General features: G+C 70.6%; 24 protein-coding genes and 1 pseudogene. 11 read left to right on the plus strand and 14 right to left on the minus strand.

All coding sequences use genetic code 11. The features are described from left to right. Positions 1 to 47: 47 nt before the first annotated feature. The 9 genes from groL to SACPADRAFT_RS0203645 form a co-directional block, all read right to left on the minus strand. Positions 48 to 1,736 carry a chaperonin GroEL gene (gene groL / locus SACPADRAFT_RS0203605; protein WP_007023702.1) on the minus strand — a complete coding sequence of 563 codons (1,689 nt, stop codon included), beginning with the start codon at positions 1,734 to 1,736 and terminating at the stop codon, positions 48 to 50. 33 nt (positions 1,737 to 1,769) lie between these two features. Further along, positions 1,770 to 2,795, minus strand: a complete 1,026-nt coding sequence (locus tag SACPADRAFT_RS0203610; RefSeq protein WP_007023703.1) for an NAD(P)-dependent alcohol dehydrogenase — start codon at positions 2,793 to 2,795, stop codon at positions 1,770 to 1,772. Further along, positions 2,792 to 3,502, minus strand: coding sequence for an iron-sulfur cluster assembly protein (locus tag SACPADRAFT_RS0203615; RefSeq protein WP_007023704.1), 711 nt, complete (start codon positions 3,500 to 3,502; stop codon positions 2,792 to 2,794). The genes SACPADRAFT_RS0203610 and SACPADRAFT_RS0203615 overlap by 4 nt, the downstream gene beginning before the upstream one ends. Next, a complete protein-coding gene (locus tag SACPADRAFT_RS0203620; RefSeq protein WP_007023705.1) occupies positions 3,499 to 4,500 on the minus strand; it encodes an amidohydrolase family protein in 1,002 nt (333 codons plus the stop codon). The genes SACPADRAFT_RS0203615 and SACPADRAFT_RS0203620 overlap by 4 nt, the downstream gene beginning before the upstream one ends. A 120-nt stretch (positions 4,501 to 4,620) precedes the next feature. Beyond that, entirely contained in the window at positions 4,621 to 4,986 is a 366-nt protein-coding gene (gene mimD / locus SACPADRAFT_RS0203625) for a propane 2-monooxygenase effector subunit MimD (RefSeq protein WP_007023706.1), read from the minus strand. Continuing rightward, a complete protein-coding gene (locus tag SACPADRAFT_RS0203630; RefSeq protein ID WP_007023707.1) occupies positions 4,983 to 6,161 on the minus strand; it encodes a ferritin family protein in 1,179 nt (392 codons plus the stop codon). Before SACPADRAFT_RS0203630 ends, mimD begins: the two co-directional genes overlap by 4 nt. 68 nt (positions 6,162 to 6,229) lie before the next feature. After that, positions 6,230 to 7,276 (minus strand): FAD-binding oxidoreductase, encoded by a 1,047-nt coding sequence (locus SACPADRAFT_RS0203635; RefSeq protein ID WP_007023708.1) that lies wholly within the window; start codon positions 7,274 to 7,276, stop codon positions 6,230 to 6,232. Positions 7,277 to 7,392: 116 nt separating this feature from the next. Beyond that, entirely contained in the window at positions 7,393 to 9,042 is a 1,650-nt protein-coding gene (locus tag SACPADRAFT_RS0203640) for a ferritin family protein (protein WP_007023709.1), read from the minus strand. Between the two features lie 213 nt (positions 9,043 to 9,255). Beyond that, a complete protein-coding gene (locus tag SACPADRAFT_RS0203645; protein WP_007023710.1) occupies positions 9,256 to 9,495 on the minus strand; it encodes a hypothetical protein in 240 nt (79 codons plus the stop codon). Positions 9,496 to 9,686: 191 nt separating this feature from the next. On the opposite strand from SACPADRAFT_RS0203645, the gene SACPADRAFT_RS0203650 reads away from it, so the two are divergent. From SACPADRAFT_RS0203650 to SACPADRAFT_RS0203665, 4 genes and pseudogenes are all read left to right on the plus strand, one after another. Then, positions 9,687 to 11,531, plus strand: coding sequence for a sigma-54-dependent Fis family transcriptional regulator (locus SACPADRAFT_RS0203650; protein ID WP_007023711.1), 1,845 nt, complete (start codon positions 9,687 to 9,689; stop codon positions 11,529 to 11,531). Between the two features lie 23 nt (positions 11,532 to 11,554). Next, a complete protein-coding gene (locus SACPADRAFT_RS0203655) occupies positions 11,555 to 12,196 on the plus strand; it encodes a hypothetical protein (protein ID WP_007023712.1) in 642 nt (213 codons plus the stop codon). Continuing rightward, positions 12,193 to 12,771, plus strand: a complete 579-nt coding sequence (locus SACPADRAFT_RS0203660; RefSeq protein ID WP_007023713.1) for a DUF421 domain-containing protein — start codon at positions 12,193 to 12,195, stop codon at positions 12,769 to 12,771. The genes SACPADRAFT_RS0203655 and SACPADRAFT_RS0203660 overlap by 4 nt, the downstream gene beginning before the upstream one ends. Before the next feature lie 78 nt (positions 12,772 to 12,849). Next, positions 12,850 to 14,105: pseudogene (locus SACPADRAFT_RS0203665) on the plus strand (IS701 family transposase). A gap of 24 nt (positions 14,106 to 14,129) precedes the next feature. Here SACPADRAFT_RS0203665 and SACPADRAFT_RS0203670 read toward each other — a convergent pair. After that, the gene (locus SACPADRAFT_RS0203670; RefSeq protein ID WP_040923902.1) at positions 14,130 to 14,498 is read right to left on the minus strand and encodes a HepT-like ribonuclease domain-containing protein; all 369 of its coding nucleotides are present in this window, start codon (positions 14,496 to 14,498) and stop codon (positions 14,130 to 14,132) included. A 10-nt stretch (positions 14,499 to 14,508) separates the two neighbouring features. After that, on the minus strand, positions 14,509 to 15,054 hold the full coding sequence (locus tag SACPADRAFT_RS0203675) for a helix-turn-helix domain-containing protein (protein WP_084258290.1): 546 nt from the start codon (positions 15,052 to 15,054) through the stop codon (positions 14,509 to 14,511). A gap of 144 nt (positions 15,055 to 15,198) precedes the next feature. On the opposite strand from SACPADRAFT_RS0203675, the gene SACPADRAFT_RS0203680 reads away from it, so the two are divergent. The 5 genes from SACPADRAFT_RS0203680 to SACPADRAFT_RS25420 all read left to right on the plus strand — a co-directional run bounded on the left by SACPADRAFT_RS0203680 (position 15,199) and on the right by SACPADRAFT_RS25420 (position 19,689). Then, the gene (locus SACPADRAFT_RS0203680) at positions 15,199 to 15,687 is read left to right on the plus strand and encodes a beta-class carbonic anhydrase (RefSeq protein ID WP_007023717.1); all 489 of its coding nucleotides are present in this window, start codon (positions 15,199 to 15,201) and stop codon (positions 15,685 to 15,687) included. Positions 15,688 to 15,737: 50 nt separating this feature from the next. Next, the gene (locus tag SACPADRAFT_RS0203685) at positions 15,738 to 15,998 is read left to right on the plus strand and encodes a hypothetical protein (protein ID WP_007023718.1); all 261 of its coding nucleotides are present in this window, start codon (positions 15,738 to 15,740) and stop codon (positions 15,996 to 15,998) included. Positions 15,999 to 16,026: 28 nt separating this feature from the next. Further along, positions 16,027 to 17,517: an RtcB family protein gene (locus tag SACPADRAFT_RS0203690; RefSeq protein WP_007023719.1), complete on the plus strand. Its 1,491-nt coding sequence runs from the start codon at positions 16,027 to 16,029 to the stop codon at positions 17,515 to 17,517. A gap of 41 nt (positions 17,518 to 17,558) precedes the next feature. Beyond that, positions 17,559 to 17,972 carry an archease gene (locus SACPADRAFT_RS0203695; protein WP_157577049.1) on the plus strand — a complete coding sequence of 138 codons (414 nt, stop codon included), beginning with the start codon at positions 17,559 to 17,561 and terminating at the stop codon, positions 17,970 to 17,972. A gap of 391 nt (positions 17,973 to 18,363) precedes the next feature. Then, positions 18,364 to 19,689 carry an MFS transporter gene (locus SACPADRAFT_RS25420; RefSeq protein WP_007023721.1) on the plus strand — a complete coding sequence of 442 codons (1,326 nt, stop codon included), beginning with the start codon at positions 18,364 to 18,366 and terminating at the stop codon, positions 19,687 to 19,689. Between the two features lie 52 nt (positions 19,690 to 19,741). Here SACPADRAFT_RS25420 and polX read toward each other — a convergent pair whose 3' ends face one another. Further along, positions 19,742 to 21,466: a DNA polymerase/3'-5' exonuclease PolX gene (gene polX, locus SACPADRAFT_RS0203705; RefSeq protein ID WP_007023722.1), complete on the minus strand. Its 1,725-nt coding sequence runs from the start codon at positions 21,464 to 21,466 to the stop codon at positions 19,742 to 19,744. A 153-nt stretch (positions 21,467 to 21,619) separates the two neighbouring features. Between polX and SACPADRAFT_RS0203710 the strand changes: the two genes are divergently transcribed. Further along, the gene (locus tag SACPADRAFT_RS0203710) at positions 21,620 to 22,384 is read left to right on the plus strand and encodes a crotonase/enoyl-CoA hydratase family protein (RefSeq protein WP_007023723.1); all 765 of its coding nucleotides are present in this window, start codon (positions 21,620 to 21,622) and stop codon (positions 22,382 to 22,384) included. Between the two features lie 100 nt (positions 22,385 to 22,484). On the opposite strand, the gene SACPADRAFT_RS0203715 is transcribed toward SACPADRAFT_RS0203710, so the two are convergent. Together SACPADRAFT_RS0203715 and SACPADRAFT_RS0203720 are read right to left on the minus strand one after the other, a co-directional pair. After that, positions 22,485 to 23,147, minus strand: a complete 663-nt coding sequence (locus SACPADRAFT_RS0203715) for a TetR/AcrR family transcriptional regulator (RefSeq protein ID WP_007023724.1) — start codon at positions 23,145 to 23,147, stop codon at positions 22,485 to 22,487. Positions 23,148 to 23,226: 79 nt separating this feature from the next. Beyond that, complete coding sequence (locus SACPADRAFT_RS0203720; protein ID WP_007023725.1) at positions 23,227 to 24,198, minus strand: NAD(P)H-dependent flavin oxidoreductase; 972 nt, start codon at positions 24,196 to 24,198, stop codon at positions 23,227 to 23,229. A gap of 404 nt (positions 24,199 to 24,602) precedes the next feature. Here SACPADRAFT_RS0203720 and SACPADRAFT_RS0203725 point away from each other — a divergent pair, with 404 nt between their 5' ends. Then, a complete protein-coding gene (locus SACPADRAFT_RS0203725; RefSeq protein WP_007023726.1) occupies positions 24,603 to 25,745 on the plus strand; it encodes a S1 family peptidase in 1,143 nt (380 codons plus the stop codon). Positions 25,746 to 25,788: the final 43 nt, after the last annotated feature.

Genomic DNA, 25,788 nt, shown 5'->3' on the forward strand with positions numbered 1-25,788 from the left:
CGGCCGGGCGCGGGCCGCGTGGGCGCCGCGTCCCGACCGGATCCGGGTCAGCCCACCGACGGGCCCATGCCCAACGACTGCGGCGTGCTCGCGTCCGGGGACGGCTGGCGCAGCCCCTCGTCCAGCTCCCCGAACTCGCCCATCAACGCCGGGGAGCCGCCCCACGGGGTCTGCGCCTCGGCGATCAGCGAGTTCGTGGTGAGCAGCAGCCCCGCCACGGACGCGCCGTTCTGCAGCGCCGAGCGGGCCACCCGCAGCGGGTCGATGATCCCCATCTCGATCATGTTCCCGTAGCGTTCGCGCAGCGCGTCGAACCCGCCGTCCGGGTCCATGCCCCGCACCGTGCGCACCACCTCGTCGGCCGGGTGGCCCGCGTTCTCCGCGATCAACGCCGCCGGTTCGGTCAGCGACCGGCGCACGATGTCCGCGCCGATCGCGTAGTCACCGGTGAGCTCCAGATCGGACAGTGCCTCCTGTGCGTGCAGCAGCGCCGCTCCGCCGCCGGCGACGATGCCCTCCGCCATCGCCGCCCGACTCGCCGACAGGGCGTCCTCCACCCGGTGTTGCAGCTCCTTCAGCTCGGCCGGGGTCGCCGCACCGACGCGGATCACCGCCACCTTGCCGGTCAGCGCGCCGATCCGTTCGGTGAGCACGTCCTCGTCCGTGCCGAACTGCGCGCGCTCCAGTTCGGACCGCAACTGTGTCACCCGGAACTCGACGTCGTCGGCCGAGCCGGCGCCGCCGACGATCGCGGTGTCGTTCTCGGTGACCCGCACCTGCCGGGCCCGGCCCAGCTGGTCCAGCGTCATGTTCTCCAGGGTGAACCCGGACTGCCGCGACAGCACCGAGCCGCCGGTCACCGCGGCGATGTCCTCCAGCTTGTGCAGCCTGCGATCGCCGAAGCCGGGGGCGCGCACCGCCACCGACTGGAAGGTGCCGTTGGTGTGGTTGTGCACCAGCATCGACAACGCGGTGCCCTCGACATTCTCGGCGATCACCACGAGCGGCTTCGGCGCACGCATGATCTTGTCGAGCAGCGGCATCAGCTGCTGCACCTTGTCGATCTTCTCGGCGCACAGCAGGATGTACGGGTCGTCGACCACGGACTCCAGCCTGCCCGGGTCGGTCACCAGGTACGGCGAGAGGTAGCCGTTGTCGAACTCGAACCCCTCCACGAAGTCGACCGACATGCCGACCTCGGACGACTCCTCCACGGTCACCACGCCGGTGTCACCGACCCGGTGCAACGCGCGGGCGATCACCGCGCCGACGTCGTCGTCGTTGGCCGAGATGGCGGCCACCCGGGCCAGGTCCGCCTCACTGTCCACCGGGTGGGCCGCCGTGCGCAGGTGCTCCACCAGCCGCGCCACCGCCGTGTCGATGCCGCGCTTGACCAGCACAGGGTTGCCGCCCTTGGCGATCACGCTCATGCCCTCGTGGATGATCGCCTGCGCCAGCACCGTCGCGGTGGTCGTGCCGTCACCGACGATGTCGTTGGTCTTGATCGCGGCTTCCTTCACCAGCTGCGCGCCCATGTTCTCGAACTGGTCGCGCAGGTGGATGTCCCGGGCGATGGTCACCCCGTCGTTGGTGACCTCCGGCGATCCGGTGATCTTCTCGATGACGACGTTGCGGCCCTTCGGCCCCAGCGTCGACTTCACCGCGTCGGCGAGCTTGTCCACGCCCGACCGCAGCAGGTCCCGGGCGTCCGCGCCGTAACGCAGGTCCTTGGCCATGGAAATTGCTCCTTCGCTGCCTGTCGGGCGGTCTCAGGGGACGAGGATCGCGCGGCCGCGGACGCGCCCGGCGTCCAGATCGGCCAGCGCGTCCAGCGCGGCGTCCAGCGGGTACTTCTTCGTGTGCAGGGTGACCTTGCCCGCCTGGGCCAGCACCATCAGCTCGGCCAGGTCGTTGTAGGTGCCGACCAGGTTGCCGATCACGTTGCGTTCGGTGGAGATGATGTCGATCGTGGGGATGTCGATGTTGCTGCCGTAGCCGATGACGTAGTGCGACCCGCCGCGCCGCGTCATCGCGAACGCGTCCTGCTGGGCGCCCTGCTCGGCGACGAAGTCCAGCACCACCTCCGCCCCGGCCCCACCGGTGAGGTCCAGCACCGCCTCCACCTGCTTGCCGTCCGCGAGCACCGTGTGGTCCGCGCCGAGGTTCGCCGCCAGGCCCAGCGCCTCCTCGTTGCGGTCCACGACGACCATCGTGGTCGCCGTCAGGGCCCGCAACACCTGGATGCCGATGTGCCCGAGGCCGCCCGCGCCGTTGACCACGCACGTCGTGCCCGGGTACAGCGACGGCGCCGCCTTGCGCACGGCGTGGTAGGCGGTGATGCCCGCGTCGGCCAGCGCGGCGACGTCCTCCGGGCGGGTGGCCGGGTCGAGCTTGATGCACGCCCGCGCCGAGGTGAGCAGGTACTCGGCCATCCCGCCGTCCGAGTCGATGCCGGGGAAGGCGTTGTTCTCGCAGTGCATGTCGTCGCCCGCCCGACACGCGCGGCACAGTCCGCACGTCGGGGTGGGGTGCAGGATGACGGTGTCCCCGACCTCGACGTTGGTCACCGCCGGGCCCACCTCGTGCACCCAGCCCGCGTTCTCGTGCCCGATCGTGTAGGGCAGGGTGACGCCGGACTTGTCCTCCCACTGCTGTTCGATGATGTGCAGGTCCGTCCGGCACACCCCGGCCCCGCCGATCCGCACGACCACGTCGAACGGCCCCGTGGCCCGGGGCATCGGCACGTCCTCCAGCACCGGCTGTTCGTGGTACCGGTGCAGCCTGACCGCCTTCATGACACGTCCTCCCGTTCGGCTCGTGGGTACCGTGTTGCCAGCAGTCCGCGGCACCAACCGGCGTTGCCGTCGACGCTCACCCGCACGGCGCGGGCGAACTCCAGCCGCGAGGCCACCTCGTCCGCGGGCACCGGGGCGCCGTCGTCGGTGACGAACAGCGCCTCGTCCGGACCGGTGGGCAGCCCGGCCTCCGCGCGCCGGCGCAGCAGCCTCTCGCGCTCGGGCGAGTCGGGCAGCTCACCCAGGGTCATGCCGGCGAGGGCGTCCACCCGCCAGCCGTGCGCCACCAGCCCGCGGCAGGCGCGTTCCAGACACGCCAGGTGCGCCTTGCGGCGGAACGTGCGGCGCAGCTCGTCCAGCTCCTCCTCGGCCTCCCCGGTGAACGTGCCGGTGAAGCCGGAGTCGGCCGCCACCCCCGCGTTGATCTCCCCGGCGGCGAAGTGGTCGACCAGCCGCACGTCCACCGTGTCGAACTCGCCGAGCGCGCGCAGCGCGTCCCGGGCGTCGGCCACCATCAGGTAGGCGAAATTCGGGGCGCAGAAGTAGGTCGGCAACCGCAACCGCACCCGGATCTCCGTCCCGGTCACCGCGGTGTCGGCCACGAAGCCCAGGTCGGTGATCGGCTCGTCCAGCTCCGGGTCCCGCACCGTGGACAACGCCGCCCAGGCGCGTCCGGTCGCGGTCGCCTTCTCCGGCGCGGCCGTCATACCGCCACCGCCTCGCCCGCGCGGGCCTCGGCGGGCACCGGGATGTCGTACAGCGCTGCCGCGTTCAGGCCGAGGATCTTGCGTTTGACGTCCGGGGTGAGCGCGCCGTACTCGGACTGCATGTCCTCCGGGATCTGGAAGTCGACGAACTTCTCCACCAGCCACTTCGGGTGCCAGATGGCGTAGTCGCTGGCGAAGGTGAGCCGGTTCTCGTCCAGCCAGTACAGCAGCTCGCCGAGGATCTGGGCGAAGTAGCGGGGGCGGGAGTGGATGAACGGCATCGCCACCGCGAGCCCGCCGTAGACGTTGGGCTCTTGGGTGGCGATCCAGCAGAAGTCCTCCAGCCGGGGCAGGCCGACGTGCTCGATGATGAAGTTCAGGTCCGGGAACGCGGTGGCCACGTCGTCCACGTCGGCCACGTCGAACGCGTCCCGGTTCAGCGGGTAGATCGTCGGGCCCTTGTGGATGTGGATGTTGCGGATGCCCAGCTCGCGGCACTTCTCCAGGTACCGGTAGGACCAGTCGTCGGTGAGCTTCCAGCCCTTCGAGTCGCCGCGCCACTCGGCGGTGTAGAGCTTCACCCCGCGCAGGTTCCACCGCCGGGCGAGCGCCTCCAGCGTGGCCAGGCCGGCCTCACCGTCGCGCGGGTCCCAGGCGCCGTTGACGAGGAACCGACCCGGGTGCCGCTCGGCCACCGCGCCGTCCTGTTCGGTGGTGTTGAACCCGTTGACGTAGAAGTCGCTGAGGTAGGTGGGCTGGAAGATGGCCTTGTCCACGTACCCGGTCTCGAACAGGTCCGAGATCAGGTCCTGTTCGGAGTACTTGCCGAACTTCTCCAGCGACCACACCCACTCCTCGGGGCTGAGGTTGCGGTGGTAGTCGTAGAAGCACTCGATGAAGCCCTTGCCGTACCGGTTGGCCTGGTTGGCCGGGCTGCCGTCCCAGAAGTGCACGTGGCTGTCGACGATGAAGTAGCTTTCTCCGTCCTTGCGGTACATGGTCACCGGCTCCCTTGCTGGTGTCGCGGTTGTGGACGGTCCGCCGGGCCGCGTCCCGTGCGGTCGGGATACTGCGGCGCGCGGCCCGGCGGACCTCTCCCCCAGTGGGTGGACGCCCGGCTACCGGACCGGGGTCAGGTCGAAGTCCAGGTGCTCGGCGGCGTCCTCGGGATTGGCGAACAGGATCGTGCGGTCGTCCAGGTGGATCATGCGCCCGTAGTGGGTGGACATGCTCTCCTCGAACTCGGCCTGGTCGAACCAGCCGTCCTCCTCACCGGCGGCCTCGTCGATCTCGGCGTAGACGACGTCCATCCGCCGGTGGGCGTCGACCCGGATCATCGACGGCAACGGGGTCACGGTCACGTTGTCCTGCTCGCGCATCACCTCCGCGATGACCTCACCCACCTGGTTGTTCATCAGGGTGAAGCCGCACATGTTGGACGCGGTGTTGTTGGTCTCGAAACGGCTCGTCGCGGTGCTGGTCACTGGTTCAACTCCTTCGGTACCTCCAGGCCCAGATCGGCCAGGACTCCGCGGAAACGGCTCTTCGCCCGGTCGAGCCCGTCCTCGAAGCGGACGGGCTTGGCGTCCGGCAGGGACCACAGCGGCTGCAGGGTGCGGGCCGCGGTGAGGCAGCGGGGCACCCAGGTGGCCAGCCACGCCTGCATCGTGTCGGTGTTGTGCCCGGCGAACTCCGGGTCGCGCACCAGCGGCTCGAACAGCGCCCGGGTGTAGCGCAGGTCGCGCTCGGCGTAGTCGTACTCCTCCGCCCCGATCAGCGTCGGGGTCACGAAGTCGCCGTTGCCGGGGGCGGCCTGCTGCACCAGGTTGCTCCGGAACAGCTCACCGACCAGCGGCTCGAACACCACGTTGGCCACGAACACCGCCTCGGCCCAGTCCCAGATCGCGGTCATCCGCTCGGCGGTCTCGCGCACCTGCTGCCAGGCGGGGTCGCTCTCCCACGTCCGGCGGTGCGCCTCGCCGTCGAAACCGTCGATCTCCTCGGACAGCGTCAGGTTGTACAGCGCCAGGTCCTGCGCCGAGCGGATCCGGTGCATGCTGTTCACCGAGATCGCGGTGTTGTGCATGTTGGTGGGCGCCCGGCGGTTGGCGTTGGCGAACAGGTACAGCCCCAGGCCGTGGTTGACGTGCATCCACGCGCCCACGTGGGAGGCCACGAACTGGATCCAGTTGGGGTTCCACTGCTCGAACGCCTTCGACCCGCGCGCCGCCTCGATGTTCTGGGTGAGCTGGCGGACGACGTTCGAGTTGTTGCGGTAGATGCTCTGTTCCCACTCCTCGTTCGGGTCACGGAACTCGTGCCACCCGTGGGCGGGCCAGTCGTACCCCTGCCCGCCGGAGCCCGGGTACCGCTGCGGCTCCGGCCGGTCGGAGCCCCAGGCCTTGAGCACCGTCCAGTCCAGCGGATAGCCGCCGCGGCCGTCGGCGAAGCCGTACAGCCAGCCCTGCGACAGGTAGTGCCGCGGGTCGGGCTGCACCTCGACGGTGACGTCCTCGTAGTGGCTCTGCTTGCGTTTGGCCGGGACGAAGTAGTTGAAGCGTCGGTGCCCGGAGTCCGGGAACTCCCGTGCGCCGGCCTCGGCGTCGGTGAACACCGGCTTCGGCACGCTGCGTTCGGGCGTCTCTGGTGTGGTGGTCATCGGTTTCTCGTCCTCACTTCCCGCGGTCGTCGCCGGTGCTGGGCAGCCGGCGTCCGCCCGGTCGACGGTCAGTCCGCCTCGCCGTCGCCGGTGGTGGTGAACTTGTCGTAGAACACGCGCCCGTCGTCGACACCGAGCGCGGGCAGCAGCTCGACGGCGGCCTCGACCATCGGCGGCGGGCCGCACACGTAGGCGTCGGCGCCGGTGAGGTCGCCCTCGCACCGCCGGACGACGTCGGTGATCAACCCGGTCTCGCCGTCCCAGCCGTCGTCGGCGGCGGGCTCGGACAGCGCGGGCACGTACCGGAAGTCCGGCAGCGTGCGCTCCAACCCGCGCAGTTCGTTCTCGAAGCACAGGTCCCGCCGGGACCGGGCCCCGTAGTAGAACCGGGTGGGCCGGTCCAGGCCGAGTTCGGCCATCTGCCGCAGCAGCGACAGGATCGGGGCCATCCCCGCGCCGCCGCCGACGAACACGAGTTCCTTCTCCGGCGCCTCGCGCAGGGTGAACACGCCGAACGGGCCGGTGAGGTCCAACCGGTCGCCGACGTCGACCTTGTCCGCCAGGAACGTGGAGAACAGCCCGTCCGGGTAGACCTTGATGACGAACTCCAGCTCACCGGTGTCGGCCGAGACGTTGGCCATCGAGAACGACCGGGCCTCGTCCGTGCCCGGCACCGCGATGTCGACGTACTGGCCCGGGAAGAACTCGAACTCCGCCGGCTCGACCAGCCGCACCGCCAGGCGACGGAGGTCGTGGGTGACCGGCTCGTTGGCCACCACCTCCACCACCGCCTGCCGGATCGGCAGACCCGACCGGATCATCTCCTCGTCGTAGTTCAGCAGCTCGATGGTCAGGTCCTCGTAGGCGTGCGCGCGGCACAGCAGCGTGAACCCTTCCTCGGCCTCGTAGTCCGGCAGCGCGAACGTCGAGTAGCGGTCGTGCTCGACGTCGTCCCCCTCCAGCAGGAACGACTTGCACGAGCCGCACTGTCCCTCCTTGCAGCCGTGCATGAGCATCACGCCCTGCTCGGCCGCCGCCCGCAGGATCGTCCGGTCCTCGTCGACGGCGATCTCGACGCCGACCGGTTCGAACCGGACCTGGTGCTTACCTGCCATGATCTCTCCACCTCGTCGGTGTCGGAGGCGGTACCGGCGCGCGGAGGGCGCCCGGGAACACACCCGGGTCCCCGGGCCCCTCCGCACGCGCGGTCACGCGCCTCGCGGACGCCGGGTCAGGTCGTGGGCGCGGGGCGTCCGCCCGGGCCCTGCCGCACGTAGTCGGCGTGGAAGGCCTCCCGCTCGGCGTCGCTCATCTCGTTCAGCGACACGTTCGGGCTGGGGAACGGCGGGCAGCGCCGCAGGTGGTCCAGCGTCCACATCTTCTTCGGGTCGAGGTCCAGGTGCGGCTGCGCCACCAGGGTCTTGCCGTCGTCGCGGACGTAGCCCATGTCCTTGACGATGTCGGCGAAGTTCCAGTTGTGGTACAGCGTCTCCCACTCCCGCGAGCCGATAAGCTTGCCCATGTTCGGCGTGGGCCTGCCCTGGTAGGTGTCCCGGAAGGCGACCGCGTCGGTCCAGTGGCAGCCCTCCGAGCAGTAGGTACGCCACTGCCCGTCCACCTTGTCCATGACCATGTCCTGCCGGATCAGGCACGGCACCATGCAGGTCCAGCAGCGGTGCGGGTAGACGTAGTCGACGTCCTCGAACGCGATCGGCTTGTGCCCGTTCGGCACGGACAGCCGGTTGTAGTTCTCCCACCAGGCCCCGTACTTGTCGTACCAGCCGGGGTACTTGTGCTCGAACCACTCGAAGTCCTCGTCGGTCATCGGGTCGATGCGCCAGTAGTTGGCGATCCACCCGGTGGCGAAGAACTGGGCGACCTCGTGCACGTAGCCCTTGTTCCAGATCCGGTTCCACGACTCCTCGACCAGGTCGTGCGGGATGACCAGGCCGTACTTCTCCAGCGGCACGAGGTAGCTGCGGTAGTAGTCGTCGTAGATCCACCGCCGCCACATCTCGGCGTAGCTCTCCCGGTCCTTGCGGCGGTCCTTGGTGCCGTACTCGATGAACGTGCCGATCGCCGCGTCGACCACGCAGTGGTTGTTCCACCAGGCGTAACGCAGGTCGCGTTCGAGCAGCTGGTGGTTGCTCTCGTCGGACAGCGCCATCAGCAACGTCGCGTAGCCGTTGCTGATGTGCCGGGACTCGTCCGACTGCACCGAGTGGAACACGGTGGGCAGCAGGTAGTCGCCGTTCGCGGCGGCCTCGCCCGGCATGGCCACGAACAGCGTGTTGGTGAACGCCGTCTCGGCGACGATCGTCAGGTACACGCTGGCCGCGGTGATCGCGTCGCCGGTGATGAAGCCCTCGGCGAACTGCCTGCCGATGGTGCCCGCGTAGTCGTTCTGGAAATTGCGCAGACTGGAGTTGAACCCGGCCGGGTCGATGTAGTTGTTCATGTACAGGCGCTTGAGGTTCTGCTGGATCGTCGAGTGCCGCACCTCGTCGATCATCTGGATCGCCTGCCCGTTGTGCAGTTCCGGGTTCGGCACGGTCCGGAACAGCAGCGGCATCGCCCGCGCGGCGGAGATCTCCGGCAGCGGGATGATCGACAGGAACAGTTTCTGCCATTCCATCCAGCGCTGCTGCACCTGCCGGAACATGTTGCCCCGGATCGCGCCGTCCGCGGCCCCGTAGACCCGGTGGTCCTTCTCCTCCTCCATCGGGAAGTAGGACCGCAGCACCTGCTTGAGCGGGTCCTTCTTCTTCGCCTTGGTGAAGGTGTAGTCGGTTCCGTAGTGCGAGACCGGCTCGTGGTACGCCGGCTCCCAGGACAATTCCTGGATCTTGCTGTGGGCTTTCGCCACACTCTGGCGGCTCATGATCGCTCCTTACCCGTCACTGGGCTCCCACGACGGTGTCCTCGTCCGCGTACAGCTCCGCCCGGCGTTCGACCCGGTCGCGGCGAGAATGCGGAAGCGAACCGGTGCGGTCTGCTGTGCCGACCAATACAACCCCGCCCGAGCGGCCGGTGAGGTCTCAATATGAGACAACCCGTTTCCCCCGGTCCGGCGCGGCTTTCCGCGGACGGCCGGTCACGACCTCTCGTGCAGGGCACGCAGTTCCGCGAGTTCGTCCCGGACGGCCTCGCGCAACCGGGAGTCGTGTGCCGCGGGGGTGACGCCCAACGTCCGCAACAACCCGGCGGCGTGCGCGCCCGGGTCACCGGCCTCACCGAGCACCGGGTGCAGTCCCGCGTCGGTGAGGTGTTGGAACACCAGGTTCACCACGGTCCACGGGTTGTAGGTCTCGTTCGACGGTTCGTCCGTGCTCATGGGGCGCACCCTCCCTGCGTTCGACGGCCCGGATATCGGTTCCGCCGCCATGACACGCCCGCGGGGAGGGCCCGGCGATCTCAATTTGAGACACCGCGCGGGCCGGGTGTCCTCTACCCTCCGCCAGGGGGCCGGGAAACGGCTCCCCACGGCAGTCGACCACTCGCCTGGCTCGTTCCCGGAGGTCGCCGATGCACGACGCACGCACTGCCCCGGACACCACCACCGGGTACGACGGGACGCGCGGGGACGCCGAGTCCCTGGCACGGGAGCGGGTGCGTTTCCTGACCGACGAGGCCACCGACCCCACCGGGGTGCGCGACACGATCCTCACCTCGTGGTGGCGCTCCCGCGAGGCACACGTCCCCGCCGACCGCATCGAGGCACCCTACTTCTCCGACCGCGACCTCGACGCCGAATGGGTGCGCAACGCACAACCCCTGCTCGGCCAACTCGACGACCAGCTCAGCGGCCAGCCGATCAGCCTCATCCTCACCGACCCCGCCGGGGTGGTGCTCAGCCAGCACACCGGCGACTCCGGTCTGCACCGCCACCTGGAGAAGGTGCACCTCGCGCCGGGGTTCAGCTACGGCGAACAGTTCGTCGGCACGAACGGGATCGGCACCGCGCTGGAGGACGGCGGCATCCGGCACGTGTTCGGGCACGAACACTACGCCGAGCACCTGGAGAACCTGGCCTGCGTCGGCGTGCCGATCCAGCACCCCGTCACCGGCAAGAGCGTCGGCGCGGTGGATCTGACCTGCTGGAGCAGGGACGCGGGTGGGCTGCTCATCGCGCTGGCCCGCAGCACCGCCGAACAGGTCCGCCAGGCGCTGCTGACCACCACCGGCGCGCGGGAACTGGAACTGTTCCGGTCGTACCTGCACACCTGCCGGCGCACCGGCGGCATCGTGCTCGCCCAGGGCGACGACGTCGTCATGATGAACCACTACGCGCGTAGGCTGCTCGACCCCGCCGACCAGGCGATGCTGCTCGCCCAGGCACGCCAGGCGTTCCACGCCGACGACCGGGTGAGCACGACGCTGGACCTGCCCAGCGGGAACCGGGTACGCATGCACTGCCGCAGCGTCCCGGCGGCCGCGAGCGGATCCGACGTCGGCGGCGTCGCACACATCGAGCTTCTCGACGACGACACCGCCGACACCCGCAGCACCCCGCCGGTGCCGATGTTCCTGCCCGGCACGGTCGGCTCGGCCCCGCTGTGGCTGCGGTGCTGCAACGAGGTGGACGCCAGCCACCGCGACGGCGAATGGCTGGCACTGGTCGGGGAACCCGGCGTCGGCAAGAGCCTGCTCGCCGAGTGCGTCCACCAGCGCCGCAACCCCGGCCGGCGGATGCGCACCGTCGACGCCGCGGACGCCACCGACACGGGCTGGCTCGACGCCGTCCGCCGGGAACTCACCGACCGGGAGACCAGCGCCCTGGTGATCCGCCACCTCGACGAACTCGACCCGGACGCCGCCCGGGAACTGGCCTCGATCCTGCGCGGGGTGTCCGCGCGGGAGGAGGGCACGGTCCCGTGGGTGGCGGCCACCCTGTCCCCCGGGGCGGAGTCCCGCCCCGGACTGTCCGACGTGCTGGGGCTGCTGCCCGCCACCGTGCAGGTGCCGCCGCTGCGCTACCACGTCGAGGACCTGCGGGAGCTGGTGCCGTTCCTGCTGAACCGGCTCTCCCACGGCGGCGGGCTCACCTGCTCGGCCGGCGCGATGAAGCTGCTCATGCGGGCCAGCTGGCCCGGCAACGTCACCCAGCTCTACGGGGTGCTGCAGTACGTGGTGCGGCACCGCCGCCGCACCGGGGTGATCCAACCCGGTGACCTCCCCGCCGAGTACCACGCGGTGGCCCGGCGGGCGCTGACCCAGCTGGAATCGCTCGAACGGGACGCGATCGTGCGCAGCCTGCACGACGCCGACGGCAACAAGGCCCGTGCCGCGAAATCACTGGGCATGTCCCGCGCCACCATCTACCGCAAGCTGCACGAGTACGGCATCGTCACGCCCGGCCGGGCGCGTTGATCCGGCCGGGGGAAGGAACCACCATGAGCGACGCCACCGACCCCGGAACCGACGACACCGTCACGATGCGTGCGCTGGACACCGCGGACGCGGACGAGCTGGCGGGCCTGGCCGACCTGTTCAGCGAACTGCAGACCGTGCTCCGCTGCTGCGAAGCGGCCGTGACCGCCCTGACCGCGCACACCGCGAACGGCGACGGCGGGCCCGCCGCATCCGGCGACGACCCGGACGTCGTCGCCGAGGCGCTCTGGACCACCGCCGTGCTCACCTACACCCGTTGTTTCGCCACCGACCGCGCCGTCCGGCTCACCGGCGACGACGTCGCCGGGCTGCCGTTGGAGGGCGAGGTCACCCGGTGGCACGAGGTGCTGCTGCGGCTGCGCGACCACTACGCCGCCCCGGCGGACAACCCCCGCGAACGGTTCAGCGTCAACGCCGTGACCGGCACCGACGACACCGTCAGCGGCATCGCCATCACCTCCACCCCGCTGGCGCCGCTGGACGAGGTGACCGTCCGGCAGACCGGCGCGCTGGCCTACCAGCTCGCGCAGCTCGTGGAGGGCCGCCTCGGCGAGAAACACCCCGAGGTCCGCACCGCGGCGGCCGCCCTGCCCCGCGAACACCTGCGGTCACTACCCGAGGTCGAGGTCACCACCCGGGCGTGAGCCACCCGGACAGTGGTCCGGTCCCGTTCGACTCCTGGTCCGGGCTCGACCGGGTGCTGGCCGTTGGCGTGCCCGCCTACGTGCTGCTGGTGGCGCTGCTGCGGGTGTCGGGCAAGCGGACGTTGGCCACGATGAACGCGTTCGACCTGGTCGTCACGGTCGCCCTCGGTTCCACCCTGGCCACCGTCCTGCTCAGCTCCGACGTGGCCTGGACCGAGGGGATGCTGGCGCTGACCCTGCTGATCGTCGCCCAGTTCGTCGTCGCCTGGCTCGCGGTGCGGGTGCGCGGAGTCCGCCGGGCGGTCCGGTCGAGCCCCACACTGCTGGTCCGGGAAGGCAGTCTCCGCCCCGACGCGCTGCGCCGGCAGCGGGTCACCCACACCGAGGTCCTCCAGGCCATCCGCTCCCAGGGTCTCGGCGGCCTCGACCGGGTGAGCGCGGTCGTGCTGGAGACCGACGGCAGCTTCAGCGTCATCCCTACCACCCAGGGGGCGATCACACCGCCTAGTACTCCAGCCGTAGTTCGTGATCGTGGCTGCTGGGGCCCCGGTGAAGACAGGTGCGGCCGCCAGTGATCATGGTTGGTTGTGTGGACTTCCCAAGATCGTCTGGCGGCCGCGGGTCCCAGCATAGACCCTGCCCGGTGGCAGGCGATGTTCGATGAGCTGATGGGGCGGATCGCGGGCCGGTTCAGCCGGGTCGAGCCCCGGCGACGGGCGGAGGATCTGTTGCTGGGTCTGGTGTCGCAGCTGCCACGGAAGAACTGCTGGACCATCGCCGAGCATGTCGGGGATGCGACTCCGGACGGTTTGCAGCACCTGCTCGCGCGGGCGGTGTGGGATGCCGACGCGGTGCGCGATGACCTGCGGGACTATGTGTGTGATCGCCTCGGCAGCCGGGACGCGGTGCTGGTCGTGGACGAGACCGGCGATCTGAAGAAGGGCACCCACACCGTCGGTGTGCAACGTCAGTACAGCGGAACCGCGGGGCGGATCGAGAACGCGCAGGTCGCGGTGTATCTGGGCTATGCCACGAGGGTGGGGCACGCCTTCATCGACCGGTCCCTATATCTGCCGAAATCCTGGACCGCCGACCGCGGCCGCTGCGCCGCGGCCGGGATCAGCGAAGGCGTGCGGTTCGCGACCAAGCCCGCCCTGGCCACGACGATGATCGCCCGCGCCCTTGATGCCGGGGTCGAGGCACGGTGGGTGACCGGAGATGAGGTCTACGGCGCCGACCCCCGGCTACGCGCGGAACTGGAGGGCCGCGGCGTCGGGTATGTGCTGGCCCTCGGATGCGACCATCGCGTCGCCACCGGAGCTGGAAAGGTCCGCGCCGATGAACTGGCCGCACGGCTGCCGAAACACGTGTGGCAGCGCCTGTCGGCCGGTGTCGGGGCGAAAGGGCACCGCTACTACGACTGGGCCCTCATCGACATCGACCCCAACCAAGACGCCGGTCAACGGTGGCTGCTGATCCGACGGAACCGCCGCACCAAAGAACTGGCGTTCTACCGCTGCTACGCTCCTGACCCCGTGGCGCTGCCCGTTCTGGTGCGCGTCGCGGGAACCCGGTGGCGCATCGAAGAATCCTTCCAAACCGGCAAAGGCCTGGCCGGCCTGGATCAGCACCAAGTTCGCCGCTGGATCTCCTGGCAGCGCTGGACCGTGCTGGCCATGCTCGCACACGCCTTTCTCACCGTCGTCGCCGCGACCGAACACGCCCACGATACGGCATCGACCGACCGGATCCCCTTGACCCGCAACGAGGTCCAACACCTGTTCACCACACTCGTCACCACACCGACCTCGCCCTCGCGCACCGGCTCAGCTTCTCGGCCTGGCGCAGACGACACCAACACCGCGCCCGACAAACCCACTACCAGCGCCAAGCCACCCCGACACCATGACCATCACGATCTACGGCTGGAGTACTAATCTCTTTCCGGCTCCTTTTCGAGGATCGCACGAGCATGCTCTATCTCCTCGACGAGCGCTCGATGAAGTTTCGGCGCGTGCTCCGCCACCACAGCCCAGACGATCTCGTCGTCAATGGTCCAGTAATTGTGCGCTATCCTGTTCCGCATACCCTTGATGAGCCGCCAGGGGACCTCATTGTGCGCCGAGATCCAGGTTTCGCCGAGACGCTCAAGATCAGCCGCGAGACGGATGACGTTGTACTGGCAGGCTCTGGTGACCGCGACGTCGGTGTCATAGGCAGAGCGCCCCCTGGCCGCCAGTTGTCCCATCTCGGTCAAGGTGGCGTCGACATACAGCAGACGCTCGGCGGTGCGTTCGTCCATGTCGAATCGTTCAGGCAGCGAGGGTGAGCGGCAGCCGAGAACGATCGACTCCTCGGCGCAACAGCTCATTCGAGGAGAGCTCGCTGGTCGTGATCAGGTCCACGGGACAGCCGAGCAGATCCGCGAGTTCCTCCTCCAAGCCCAGGATGTCGATCACGGAGAACCCCGAGCGGAGCTCCACGAGTAGATCCAGGTCCGAGTCGGGACGGTCGTCCCCTCTCGCCACGGAACCGAAGACCCAGACCCCCGCGAGCGGATAACGGGACAGCAACTCGGTGACCTCCCGAGCATGCCGTTTCAGCAGCGTCGACGGCCGAATAGTGTTGGTCAGGCCGAGGTCGAGACGAAAGCCCGCAGCGTCCAACAAGCGTTCCACCATGGCGAACGACGGTTGGCGCCGACCCGATTCGATGAAGGCCACCGTTGATTGCGGAACCCCCGCCGCACGCGCGAGTTCCCTCTGCGACATACCGCGTCGTCCCCGCGCGGTCGCCACCACATTCGCCGCCGAAGTTGAGTTCGACTCACCACGCGAACGGTCAGGCACACGGTCCATACGTCCAATGATAGCGGATTCGCTATCGGGATGCGACCCGGCGATCCGGCCGCACCACCCTGTGGACCCGAGTTGCCGGAGTGTGCGGGCCGGTCTGCACTGGGACGCGGAGACCGCTGCCGTCCGAACGAGAGGAGCCCGACCGTGTCGGTCACCGACGAACTGCTCGCCCACAACGCCCGCTACGCGGAGACGTTCTCCGGCCCGCTGCCCCTGCCGCCCGCGCGCAAGGTCGCCGTCGTGGCGTGCATGGACGCCCGCCTCGACGTCTACCGGATGCTCGGCCTCGCCGAGGGTGAGGCCCACGTGCTCCGCAACGCGGGCGGGGTGGTCACCGAGGACACCATCCGGTCGCTGACGATCAGCCAACGGCTGCTCGGCACCGAGGAGATCGTGTTGATCCACCACACCGACTGCGGGATGCTCACCTTCACCGACGACGGCTTCCGCCAGACCCTGCACGACGAGATCGGTGTCAAGCCGCCGTGGGCGGCGGAGTCGTTCGACGACCTGGAGACCGACATCCGGCAGTCGATCCGGCGCATCAGGACCAGCCCCTACGTCCCCCGCAGGGAGTCGGTGCGCGGGTTCGTGTTCGACGTCGCGAGCGGCAAGCTCACCGAGGTGTCCTGACCCGCCGGGCGGGGAAGTCCTCCGGGGAGCGCACACCCCGGGAGGATGTCGTGGGCACCGAGGACGACCGCAGCACCGGCGGAGACCCCGTCGCGCAGGGCGTGCCGCTGACCGGCATGAGCTGGCAGCAGTGGCCGGAGGGGCTGCGGCTGCGCGGCCACCAGATCCTCGGGCAGCTGCGTTCCGGGCACCCGGAGAACGCCGTCGACGTGCTCGACGAACTGCTGGCCGACCTGCTCTCCCGCCGGGAGACGCTCGCCGACAGCGCCAACCGGCAGTTCGAGCCGTCCACCGACGACCGCAACCCCTGACGCCGTGACCGCACGCGACCGGGCACCGATGGCCAACCCTCCCGGCGACGAGACCCTCGTCGCCGACGGGCCGTACCGGTACCGGATCGCGCCGACCGGGTCGATGCGGGTGCCCGGCGTGGTGTTCGCCTCCCCCACCCTGCTGCCGAGCCTGTCCTCCGACGGATCCCTGGACCAGGTGGCGAACGTGGCGAGTCTGCCGGGCATCGTCACGGCGTCGTTCGCGATGCCGGACATGCACCGCGGCTACGGCTTCCCGATCGGCGGGGTCGCCGCGACCGACGCCGACCGGGACGGGGTGGTGTCCCCCGGCGGGGTGGGCTTCGACATCTCCTGCGGTGTGCGGCTGCTGACCGCCGAGGTGGACCGGGACACCTTCGCCCCGTCCCGCGACGCGGTCATGAACGCCCTGGCCCGGGAGATCCCGCGCGGGGCGGGACGCGGTGCCGTCCGGCCGCTCGCCCACCGCCGCGGGCTCGACCGGATCCTCACCGGCGGGGCCCGGGAGCTCGTCGAACAGGGGCACGGCACCGCCGACGACCTGCACCGCTGCGAGGACCACGGCAGGGTCGCCGGGGCGGACCCGCACCAGGTCGGTGACCGCGCGGGCGAGCGCGGGCTGCACCAGCTGGGCAGTCTCGGCTCCGGGAACCACTTCCTGGAGGTGCAGGCGGTCGAGGAGGTGTTCGACAGCGACGTCGCGCGCGTGTTCGGCCTGCGCCGGGGGCAGGTGTGCGTGATGATCCACTGCGGGTCGCGGGGGCTCGGGCACCAGGTGTGCACCGACCACGTCCGCGTGCTGGAGCAGGCCATGCCCCGGCACGGCATCCACGTGCCCGACCGGCAGCTGGCCTGCGCACCCGTGGAATCCGAGCCGGGTCACGCCTACCTGGGGGCGATGGCCGCGGCCGCGAACTACGCGCTGGCCAACCGGCACATGCTCGGCGTGGCCGCCGACCGGGTGTTCCGCGCGGAGACCGGCCGGGACCTGCGGCTGGTCTACGACGTCTCGCACAACCTCGCCAAGCTGGAACGACACGCGGTCCCCGACGGCGCGGTCACCGACGGCGCGGGCGGCACCGGCCGCGACGACCCCGGCGCGTCCCGGCGGCTGTGCGTCCACCGCAAGGGCGCCACCCGCGCGTGGCCGCCGGGACACCCCGACCTGCCCGACGACCTGGGGCCGGTCGGCCAGCCCGTGCTCATCCCCGGTTCGATGGGCACCTCGTCGTACGTGCTCACCGGTGTGTCCGGCAACCCGGCGTTCGAGTCCACCTGCCACGGCGCCGGGCGGGTGCTGTCCCGGCACCGCGCGTTGAAGACGGTGGACGCGAAGGCGCTGCGCGGGCAATTGGAACGGCAGGCGCACGTCGCGGTGCGGGCCGCCTCCCGCAAGGGGCTGGTCGAGGAGGCGCCCGAGGCGTACAAGGACGTCGACGAGGTCGTCGCCGTCGCCGAGGGCGCCGGCCTGTGCCGGAAGGTGGCCCGGCTGGTGCCGCTGGGGGTCGTCAAGGGGTGAGCGGCCCGGGAGAGGGAGTCGCTCCGCGCGGGCACCGCACCGTGCCGCACCCCGCCGACCTGCGGATCGAGGCGTGGGCGCCCACCCGCGCGGAGTGCCTGGCCGAGGCCGTGGCCGCACTGGTGGACAGCTTCGCCGACATCACCGAGGTCGGCGACCACGCCGACGCCGGGGCCGGAGCGGAGGTGACCTCCGAGCTCACGGCCGCCTCGGACGCGGACCTGCTGGCCGCGGTGCTGAACGAGGTGATCTACCGGCTCGACGTGGCCGACTTCGTCCCGACCGCCGCCGGGATCGCGGAGGAGCGCGCCGACCGCGTGCGGCTGCGGCTGCGGGGCGTCGGCACCGACGCGGTCGAGTTCACCGGCGCGATCCCCAAGGCGGTCGCGCTGTCCGACCTGGTGCTGACCCGCACCGGGGACGGCTGGACGGCCGCGGCGACCGTGGACGTCTGACGGGCGCGGTGACCGGGGACACGACGGACCTCCCGGGCTCCCGTCACACGTTATCCATCTGACACCTTCCCACTACGCGCAACGCGGTTGTCACATACGAGACGATTCCCGGACTTGACGACACGCCCCGAACCGCCGTCAGCTTCCGACGTGGCGGTCTGCGCAACAGGAAGGACGCGCGTTCTCTCCGTGTAACCGGCCGTGGGTGAAGTGCGTGTTGACGCGACAGCGGCGCCTCAGTACGTTCCGCTCGGCGCAATCGAGTTGTCCGATTCGGTCGGTGTACCGGCTTGCACCACCACAGGGCGACCGCGCGGCCGTGCCGCCCGAATCCGTCCCGACGGCGACGCCCTTCCACGTCGCCGTCCCGATGAGCGAAGGAAGACCCGCGATGAGCGCAACGGTGTCCGATCCGGACACGGAACCGCGACCGGGGACGATGCGTCGCGTCGTCACCGCGAGCTTCATCGGCAACCTCGTCGAATGGTTCGACTACGCCGTCTACGGCTACCTGGCCACCACCATCGCCGTGGTGTTCTTCCCCGAGTCGTCCACCACCGCCGGACTGCTGTCCACCTTCGCCGTGTTCGCGGTGTCGTTCGTGATCCGCCCGATCGGCGGCATCTTCTGGGGACACTTCGGCGACCGGGTGGGCCGGCGCACCGCGCTGTCGTTGTCCATTCTCATCATGTCCGCGGCGACCTTCGTGATCGCCCTGCTACCCGGATACGCGCAGGTCGGCGTGCTGGCCCCGATCCTGCTGCTCGTGGTCCGGCTGGTGCAGGGGTTCTCCGCCGCCGGTGAGTACGCCGGCGCCTCGGCGTTCCTGTTCGAGTACGCACCACGCAACCGCCGGGGCACCTTCACCAGCGTCGTCCCGGCCAGCACCGCCTCCGGGTTGCTGCTCGGCTCGGTCGTGGTCACGGCGCTGACCGCGACACTGTCCACCGAGGACATGGAGTCGTGGGGATGGCGCGTGCCGTTCCTGCTCGCCGCCCCGCTCGGGCTGATCGGCCGCTACATCCGCGCCAAGCTGGAGGACACCCCCGAGTTCCGCGCGCTCGAGGAGCGGGAGTCGCAGGTCCGTGCGCCGATGCGGGAGACCTTCGCCCGCAACTGGCCCGCGATCCTCATCGCGTTCGGTGTCACCTGCCTCAACGCGGTCGGCTTCTACATCCTGCTCAGCTACATGCCGACCTACCTGTCCACCGAACTCGGCGTGGACGACACCGCCTCGTTCGTCTCCACCACCGTGGCCCTGACCGCCTACATCGGCTCGGTGTTCGTCATGGGCCGGATCTCCGACCGGTTCGGACGCCCCGCCATGCTGATGACCGCCGGGGTGCTGTTCGTGGCCCTGTCCGTTCCGGTGTTCCTGCTGCTCGGCCTCAGCGGACTCGTGGGGGTCACGCTCATCCAGCTCGCGCTCGGGATCATGCTCAGCATGAACGACGGCACACTGCCCTCCTACCTGGCCGAGCTGTTCCCCACCGAGGTCCGGTTCACCGGCTTCGCGTTCAGCTTCAACACCGCCAACGCGCTCTTCGGCGGCACGGCCCCGTTCATCGCCACCTTCCTGATCGAGGTCAGCGGGAGCCAGCTCGCGCCGAGCTGGTACCTGGCGCTGGCCGGTGCCGTGGCGGTGGTGTCGCTGCTGGCCGCGCGCCGCGTCGTCCCCACCCGGAAGGCGGAGGAGCCCGTCCCCGCGTCCCGGTGACCGGGCGGTCCCGTCCCCCGGCCGCGTGCGCCGCGGCCGGGGGACGCGTGGCTCACCGCCGGTGTCGGTGCAGGAACGCCTTGAGCCTGCGCCAGGGCCAGGTGTTGATCACCTCGTCGGCGGAGAGCCACCCGCGTTGTGCCGTGCCGATGCCGTAGCGGAGGTTGTCCAGGTCGACGGTGGAGTGCGCGTCGGTGTTCACCGCGAACACCACCCCGTACTCCCGGGCCCGCAGGATGTCGGCGTCGGACAGGTCCAGCCGGTCGGGATGGGAGTTCACCTCCAGCGCGGTGCCGGTGCGCGCGCAGGCGGCGAACACCGCGTCCCGATCGACGTCCACCGGCGGACGCCGCCCGATCCGGCGGGTGGTGGGGTGGCCCAGGATCGACACGTACGGGTTCTCGCACGCGCGCACGATCCGCCGCGTCATCTCCTCCGCGGGCTGGTCGAAGTGCGAGTGCACCGACGCCACACACACGTCGAAGCCGCTCAGGAACTCGTCCGGCCAGTCCAGCCCGCCGTCCGGGCCGATGTTCAGCTCGGTGCCGTGCAACAGCCGCATCCCGCGCACCGCGCCCTGCAGCGCGCGCACCCGCTCGCGCTGGGCCAGCATCTTGTCGTCGGACATCCGCTGCATCGGCAGGTCCGGCGCGTGGTCGGTGACCGCGTAGTAGGACAGCCCGCGCCGCGCCGCCGCGTGCACCATGTCCTCCAGTGGGGACACCCCGTCGGTGAGGTCGGTGTGGGTGTGCAGGTCACCGCGGATGTCGTCGGCCGTGACCAGCTCCGGCAGGGTGCCCTCCTGCGCCGCCTCGATCTCGCCGCGGTCCTCCCGCAGCGGCGGCGGGATCCACGGCAGCCCCAGGCGGGCGTAGACGTCCTCCTCGGTGCGGGAGACCACCAGCTCGTCCGTGTCGGCGTCGAACAGGCCGTACTCGGACAGCTTCCACCCGTGCCGCACCGCGATCCCGCGGGTGCGGATGTTGTGCGCCTTCGACCCGGTGAAGTACTGCAGCGCCGCGCCCCACGCCTGCGGCGGGACCAAGCGCAGGTCCACCTGCAGGTTCTTGTGCGTGCGCACCGAGGTCTTGGTGGTGCCGTGCGCGAGCACCTCGGCCACCTGCGGCAACTCGACGAACGCCGCCATCAACGGCGCGGAGTCCTCGGCCGAGGCCAGCACGTCGACGTCGCCGACGGTTTCCCGCATCCGCCGCAGCGACCCGGCCCAGGCGCAGTCCACGCAGCCGATGACCTCCCGCAACGCGGCCGTGACCTCCTCGGCCACCGACAGCGCCACGTCCAGGTGCACCCGGCCCTCCGACTGGCGCAGCACGTCGATGCCACGCCGCAGGTTCTCCTCGGTCCGCGGCCCGAAGCCCTTCAGCTCCCGGACCCGTTCGGCGTCCAAAGCCCGTTCGAGCTCGTCCACCGACGACACGCCCAGCTCGGTGTGGATCTGCATGGCCTTGCGCGGCCCGAGCGTGGGGATCTCGGTGAGTGCGCGCACCCCCGCCGGGATACGGCCGCGCAACCGCTCCAGCGCCGCCACCCGGCCGGTGCGCAGGTACTCGTCCACCTTCTTCGCGATCGACGACCCGACCCCGGGGACGGCCCGCAGCTCGTCGGCGTCGAGGCCGGAGACGTCGGCGTGGTGCCCGGCGACCGCGCGCGCCGCCTTTTCGTACACCCGCACCTTGAACGCCTCGCCGCCGGAGATGGACAGCAGGTCGGCGTACTCCTGCAGCAGGGCGGCGACCTCGTCGTTGCGCCGGGGCATGGCCCCAGGGTAGGGCGGCAGGCGGGCCGGGGCAGGACTTCCGGCCGGTGGGACCACCGATACCGCGATGATCGTCGCTGCGGCATCCTGTCGCGGAGTGGAAGCTGCGGCATGCTGTCGCGGAGTGGAACCGGATCCCGTGGAGGAGCACCGATGGGCGACACCGTCCTCGTCGAACAGCGCGACCGCGCTCTCATCATCACCATCAACCGGCCGGAGGCGCGCAACGCCGTCGACGCCACGGTGGCGCAGGGCGTCGCCGCGGCCGTGGACGAACTGGAGTCGAACAAGGACCTGTCCATCGGCGTCCTCACCGGCGCGGGCGGCACGTTCAGCGCGGGGATGGACCTCAAGGCGTTCCTGCGCGGCGAGAACGTCACGATCGAGGGCCGGGGCCTGGCCGGGCTGACCGAGGCCCCGCCGGCCAAACCGCTGATCGCCGCGGTCGAGGGCTTCGCCCTGGCGGGCGGGTGCGAACTCGTGCTCTCCTGCGACCTGGTGGTGGCCTCGGAGGAGGCCACGTTCGGGATCCCGGAGGTCAAGCGCGGCCTCGTGGCGGGGGCGGGCGGCCTGCTGCGCCTGCCCGCCCGCATCCCCCGGCAGATCGCGATGGAGATCGCCCTGACCGGGGACCGGTTCTCCGCCGCCGACGCCCACCGCTACGGGCTGGTCAACCGCCTCGCCGAACCCGGGCAGGCGCTGTCCGGGGCGCTGGAGCTGGCCGGCCGGATCACCGCCAACGCGCCGTTGGCGCTGCGGGCCACCAAGGAGATCATCACCCGTTCGGCCGACTGGACCAGCGACGACGCCTTCGCCCGCCAGTTGGAGATCATGGCTCCGGTGTTCGCCTCCGCCGACGCCCAGGAAGGGGCGAAGGCCTTCGCCGAGAAGCGCGACCCGGTCTGGCGCGGCGAATGACCACGACAGCCGGCCCCGCCGACGCGGTCCGGGACGACGACAGCGCAGCCACCGGTCGGAGCTGAGCCGATCCGGGCGGGGCCGGTCAGGACGGGGCCGGTCAGGACGGGGCCGGGCGGGACGCGCCCGCCGTCGCCAGGGCGAGGTCGGCGTACCGGGCGGACACGTCCTCCGGGGTGAGCGAGCCGCCGGGGCGGAACCAGCGGCCCACGAACTGGCACATACCCAGCACCGCCCGGGCCGTCTCCTCCGGGTGCGGGGTGGTGAACACCCCGCACCGCACCCCGTCGGCCACGATGTCGGACACCAGCCGTTCGATGTCCCTGCGCCGCCGTGCGTACCGCTTGCGCACCCGGTCGGACAGGTGCCGCTGTTCCGGTTCCAGCGCCGCCAGCTTCCACCGCCGCGTCATGTGCAGCACGACGGCCTCGACGACGTAGGCCAGGCGCCGGTCCGGCCGGTCCCCGCCGTCGTCGGCCGCGGTCCGCACCCGCCATTCGAGGTCGCTCGTCGCCTTCTCCAGCAGCGCGACGAACACGCCCTCCTTGTTCTCATGGTGGTAGTAGATCGAGGGGACGGTCTGCCCGTGCCGCCGCGCGATGTCGCGCACCGTGGTGCCGTGGAACCCGTTCTCGTAGAACGCCTCCAGCGCGGCCGACAGCAACGGGGTCAGCTCCAGCTCCCCGTGCCGCCGCCAGTCGCCGCCCTCGTCCGGCCCCGCCGGGCCCGGCTGCCCGACCACCGCGCCGTCGCCTCGCGACATCACAGTCCTTTCCACCCGATCGCCGGGGGCCACCCTACTCCGGAGCCCGTGCGCAGCGGGTGTGCCCGCACGGCGCGGGTCAGGACCGCACCAGGCCGCCCAACCTGTCCCGCACGAGCTCCTCGGCCCCGGTCATGATCCGCTCGACCAGCTCGGCGACCGTGGGCACGTCGTGGATGAGCCCCTGCACCAGCCCGGCGCTCCAGATGCCCAGCTCCGGGTCGCCCTCCTCGTACACCCGGCGCCCGCGTGCCCCGGCCACGAGCTCGCGCACGTCCTCGAAGGCCCCGCCGGTGGCGAGGATCTCGATGACCTCCCGGCTGACACTGTTGCTGGCCACCCGCGCGGTGTTGCGCAGCGGCCGGAAGATCAGGTCGGTGTCCCGCTCGGTCGCCCGCACCAGCGCCTGTTTGACGTTGTCGTGCACCGGCGCCTCCGCCGTGGCCACGAATCGGGTGCCCATGTTGATGCCGTCCGCACCGAGCGCCAGCGCCGCGACGAGCCCGCGGGCGTCCCCGAATCCGCCCGAGGCCAGCATCGGCACGGTGATCTTCTCGGCGGCGGCCGGGATGAGCACCAGGCCGGGGATGTCGTCCTCCCCGGGGTGCCCCGCGCACTCGAACCCGTCGATGCTGACGCCGTCGACGCCGAGTTCCTGCGCCTTCACCGCGTGCCGCACGCTGGTGCACTTGTGCAGCACCTTGACCCCCGCCTCGCGGAAGACGGGCAGGTGCTCGACCGGGTTCGACCCGGCGGTCTCCACCACCGGGACCCCGGCCTCGACGATCACGTCGCGGTACTCCGCGTACGGCGGGGGGTCGATCGAGGGCAGGATCGTCAGGTTCACCCCGAACGGCTTGTCGGTCAGCTCCCGGCACCGGGCGATCTCCTTGGCCAGATCCTCCGGGGTGGGCTGGGTCAACGCGGTGAGGAACCCCAGCGCACCCGCCTCGGCCACCGCGGCGACCAGCTCCGCCCGGCCGACCCACTGCATTCCTCCCTGCGCGACGGGGTGCTCGACCCCGAAGACCTCGCAGAACCGCGTACGCACGTGCCTCGCCCCTTTCCGTCACTGACCGGACGGGACGACACTACCGTGTCTAACGAGCGTTAGATATCCTCGGTGACACAGGTCTCGTCCACGCCGGCATCCCCGCGTCACCACCGGACGCCGGGGAGCCGGAATCTGCCGCCGCGCGCGTGCAACGCGACGCACCCGTTCTCGCGTCAATATCGGGGAAGGGTTTTCCCCGGCCGGCCGACACGGTCCGTGTCCGAAATGGCGTTTCCACCGGTCACGTCACCCGTTCGCCACACCGGAACAAACTATCGTCGTCCGCCATCGGCCAATTCCCGACGATCGTCGGCGTCCATTGAGCGGCTGTGCCCGCCGGTTCCGATCCGGATACTTCCATTCCTGTCCATTGGACGTAACTCACGTCACAAGGAGATGGAATGACCTCACGAAAGCGCAGGGTCGCGGCACGCCTGGGCACCACCGCGGTACTGGCCACCGGCATGGCGGCAGCACTGGCCATCCCGGCGACCGCGGGCTCGGGAGCACCGGTCACCCCGGCGGGAGACAACGACCCGATGATCCAGGCGATGCAGCGGGACCTCGGGGTGAACGCCGCACAGGCCGAACAGCGTCTCCGGGCGGAGGCCGAAGCCCGGGGGGTCGCCGACACCGTCCGCGCCGAACTCGGGGACAGCTTCGGCGGCGCCCACTTCGACGCCGAGCGCGACACGCTGGTCGTCGGGGTGACCGACGCCGCGAAGGCGGACGAGGTCCGTGCCGCCGGCGCCGAGGCCCGGATGGTCGACGCCAGTTCCGCCGAACTGGAGAGCATCACCCAACGGCTCAACCGCGCCGAAAACCGTGCACCTGACGCGGTGACCGGGTGGTACGTCGACGTCGAGAGCAACTCGGTGGTCGTCACGACGGCACCGAAGACCCGCGGGCAGGCCACCGCGTTCGTGAACTCCACCGGCGCCGACCGCAGCCAGGTCGAGGTCGTCGAGTCCCGCGAACAACCCCGGGCGTTGATGAACATCTACGGCGGCAACGCCTACTACATGGGCAGCGGCGGGCGTTGCTCGATCGGCTTCGCCGTGAACGGCGGGTTCGTCACCGCCGGGCACTGCGGCTCCACCGGCGAGTCCACCTCGCAGCCCAGCGGCACCTTCGCCGGCTCGTCGTTCCCGTACAACGACTACGCCTACGTGCAGACCGGCTCCGACGACACCCCACAGCCGCTGGTGAACATGTACAACGGCTACGGCCGCACCGTGTCCGGCTCGAACGAGGCGCCGGTGGGCTCCTCGATCTGCCGGTCCGGCTCCACCACCGGCTGGCACTGCGGCACGGTCGAGGCCAAGAACCAGACCGTCCGCTACTCCCAGGGTGCGGTCTACGGCATGACCCGCACCGACGTGTGCGCCGAACCCGGTGACTCCGGCGGCTCGTTCATCTCGGGCAACCAGGCCCAGGGCATGACCTCCGGCGGCTCCGGCAACTGCACCTGGGGCGGCACCACCTACTTCCAGCCCGTCAACGAAGCACTCAACGCCTACGGACTCAGCCTGGTCACCGGCTGAATCCGCTGACCGGCCGAGCCGGTCCGCTCCACCAACACACGAA

Source organism: Saccharomonospora iraqiensis subsp. paurometabolica YIM 90007 (assembly GCF_000231035.2).
Classification (GTDB): Bacteria; Actinomycetota; Actinomycetes; order Mycobacteriales; family Pseudonocardiaceae; genus Saccharomonospora; species Saccharomonospora paurometabolica.

Bases quoted from the DNA above. Each gene is read 5' to 3' on its own strand.
- groL (WP_007023702.1), bottom strand. From the start codon at position 1,736: ATGGCCAAGGACCTGCGTTACGGCGCGGACGCCCGGGACCTGCTGCGG.
- SACPADRAFT_RS0203610 (WP_007023703.1), bottom strand. From the start codon at position 2,795: ATGAAGGCGGTCAGGCTGCACCGGTACCACGAACAGCCGGTGCTGGAG.
- SACPADRAFT_RS0203615 (WP_007023704.1), bottom strand. From the start codon at position 3,502: ATGACGGCCGCGCCGGAGAAGGCGACCGCGACCGGACGCGCCTGGGCG.
- SACPADRAFT_RS0203620 (WP_007023705.1), bottom strand. From the start codon at position 4,500: ATGTACCGCAAGGACGGAGAAAGCTACTTCATCGTCGACAGCCACGTG.
- SACPADRAFT_RS0203630 (WP_007023707.1), bottom strand. From the start codon at position 6,161: ATGACCACCACACCAGAGACGCCCGAACGCAGCGTGCCGAAGCCGGTG.
- SACPADRAFT_RS0203635 (WP_007023708.1), bottom strand. From the start codon at position 7,276: ATGGCAGGTAAGCACCAGGTCCGGTTCGAACCGGTCGGCGTCGAGATC.
- SACPADRAFT_RS0203640 (WP_007023709.1), bottom strand. From the start codon at position 9,042: ATGAGCCGCCAGAGTGTGGCGAAAGCCCACAGCAAGATCCAGGAATTG.
- SACPADRAFT_RS0203645 (WP_007023710.1), bottom strand. From the start codon at position 9,495: ATGAGCACGGACGAACCGTCGAACGAGACCTACAACCCGTGGACCGTG.
- SACPADRAFT_RS0203650 (WP_007023711.1), top strand. From the start codon at position 9,687: ATGCACGACGCACGCACTGCCCCGGACACCACCACCGGGTACGACGGG.
- SACPADRAFT_RS0203655 (WP_007023712.1), top strand. From the start codon at position 11,555: ATGAGCGACGCCACCGACCCCGGAACCGACGACACCGTCACGATGCGT.
- SACPADRAFT_RS0203670 (WP_040923902.1), bottom strand. From the start codon at position 14,498: ATGGACGAACGCACCGCCGAGCGTCTGCTGTATGTCGACGCCACCTTG.
- SACPADRAFT_RS0203675 (WP_084258290.1), bottom strand. From the start codon at position 15,054: ATGGACCGTGTGCCTGACCGTTCGCGTGGTGAGTCGAACTCAACTTCG.
- SACPADRAFT_RS0203690 (WP_007023719.1), top strand. From the start codon at position 16,027: ATGGCCAACCCTCCCGGCGACGAGACCCTCGTCGCCGACGGGCCGTAC.
- SACPADRAFT_RS25420 (WP_007023721.1), top strand. From the start codon at position 18,364: ATGAGCGCAACGGTGTCCGATCCGGACACGGAACCGCGACCGGGGACG.
- polX (WP_007023722.1), bottom strand. From the start codon at position 21,466: ATGCCCCGGCGCAACGACGAGGTCGCCGCCCTGCTGCAGGAGTACGCC.
- SACPADRAFT_RS0203710 (WP_007023723.1), top strand. From the start codon at position 21,620: ATGGGCGACACCGTCCTCGTCGAACAGCGCGACCGCGCTCTCATCATC.
- SACPADRAFT_RS0203715 (WP_007023724.1), bottom strand. From the start codon at position 23,147: ATGTCGCGAGGCGACGGCGCGGTGGTCGGGCAGCCGGGCCCGGCGGGG.
- SACPADRAFT_RS0203725 (WP_007023726.1), top strand. From the start codon at position 24,603: ATGACCTCACGAAAGCGCAGGGTCGCGGCACGCCTGGGCACCACCGCG.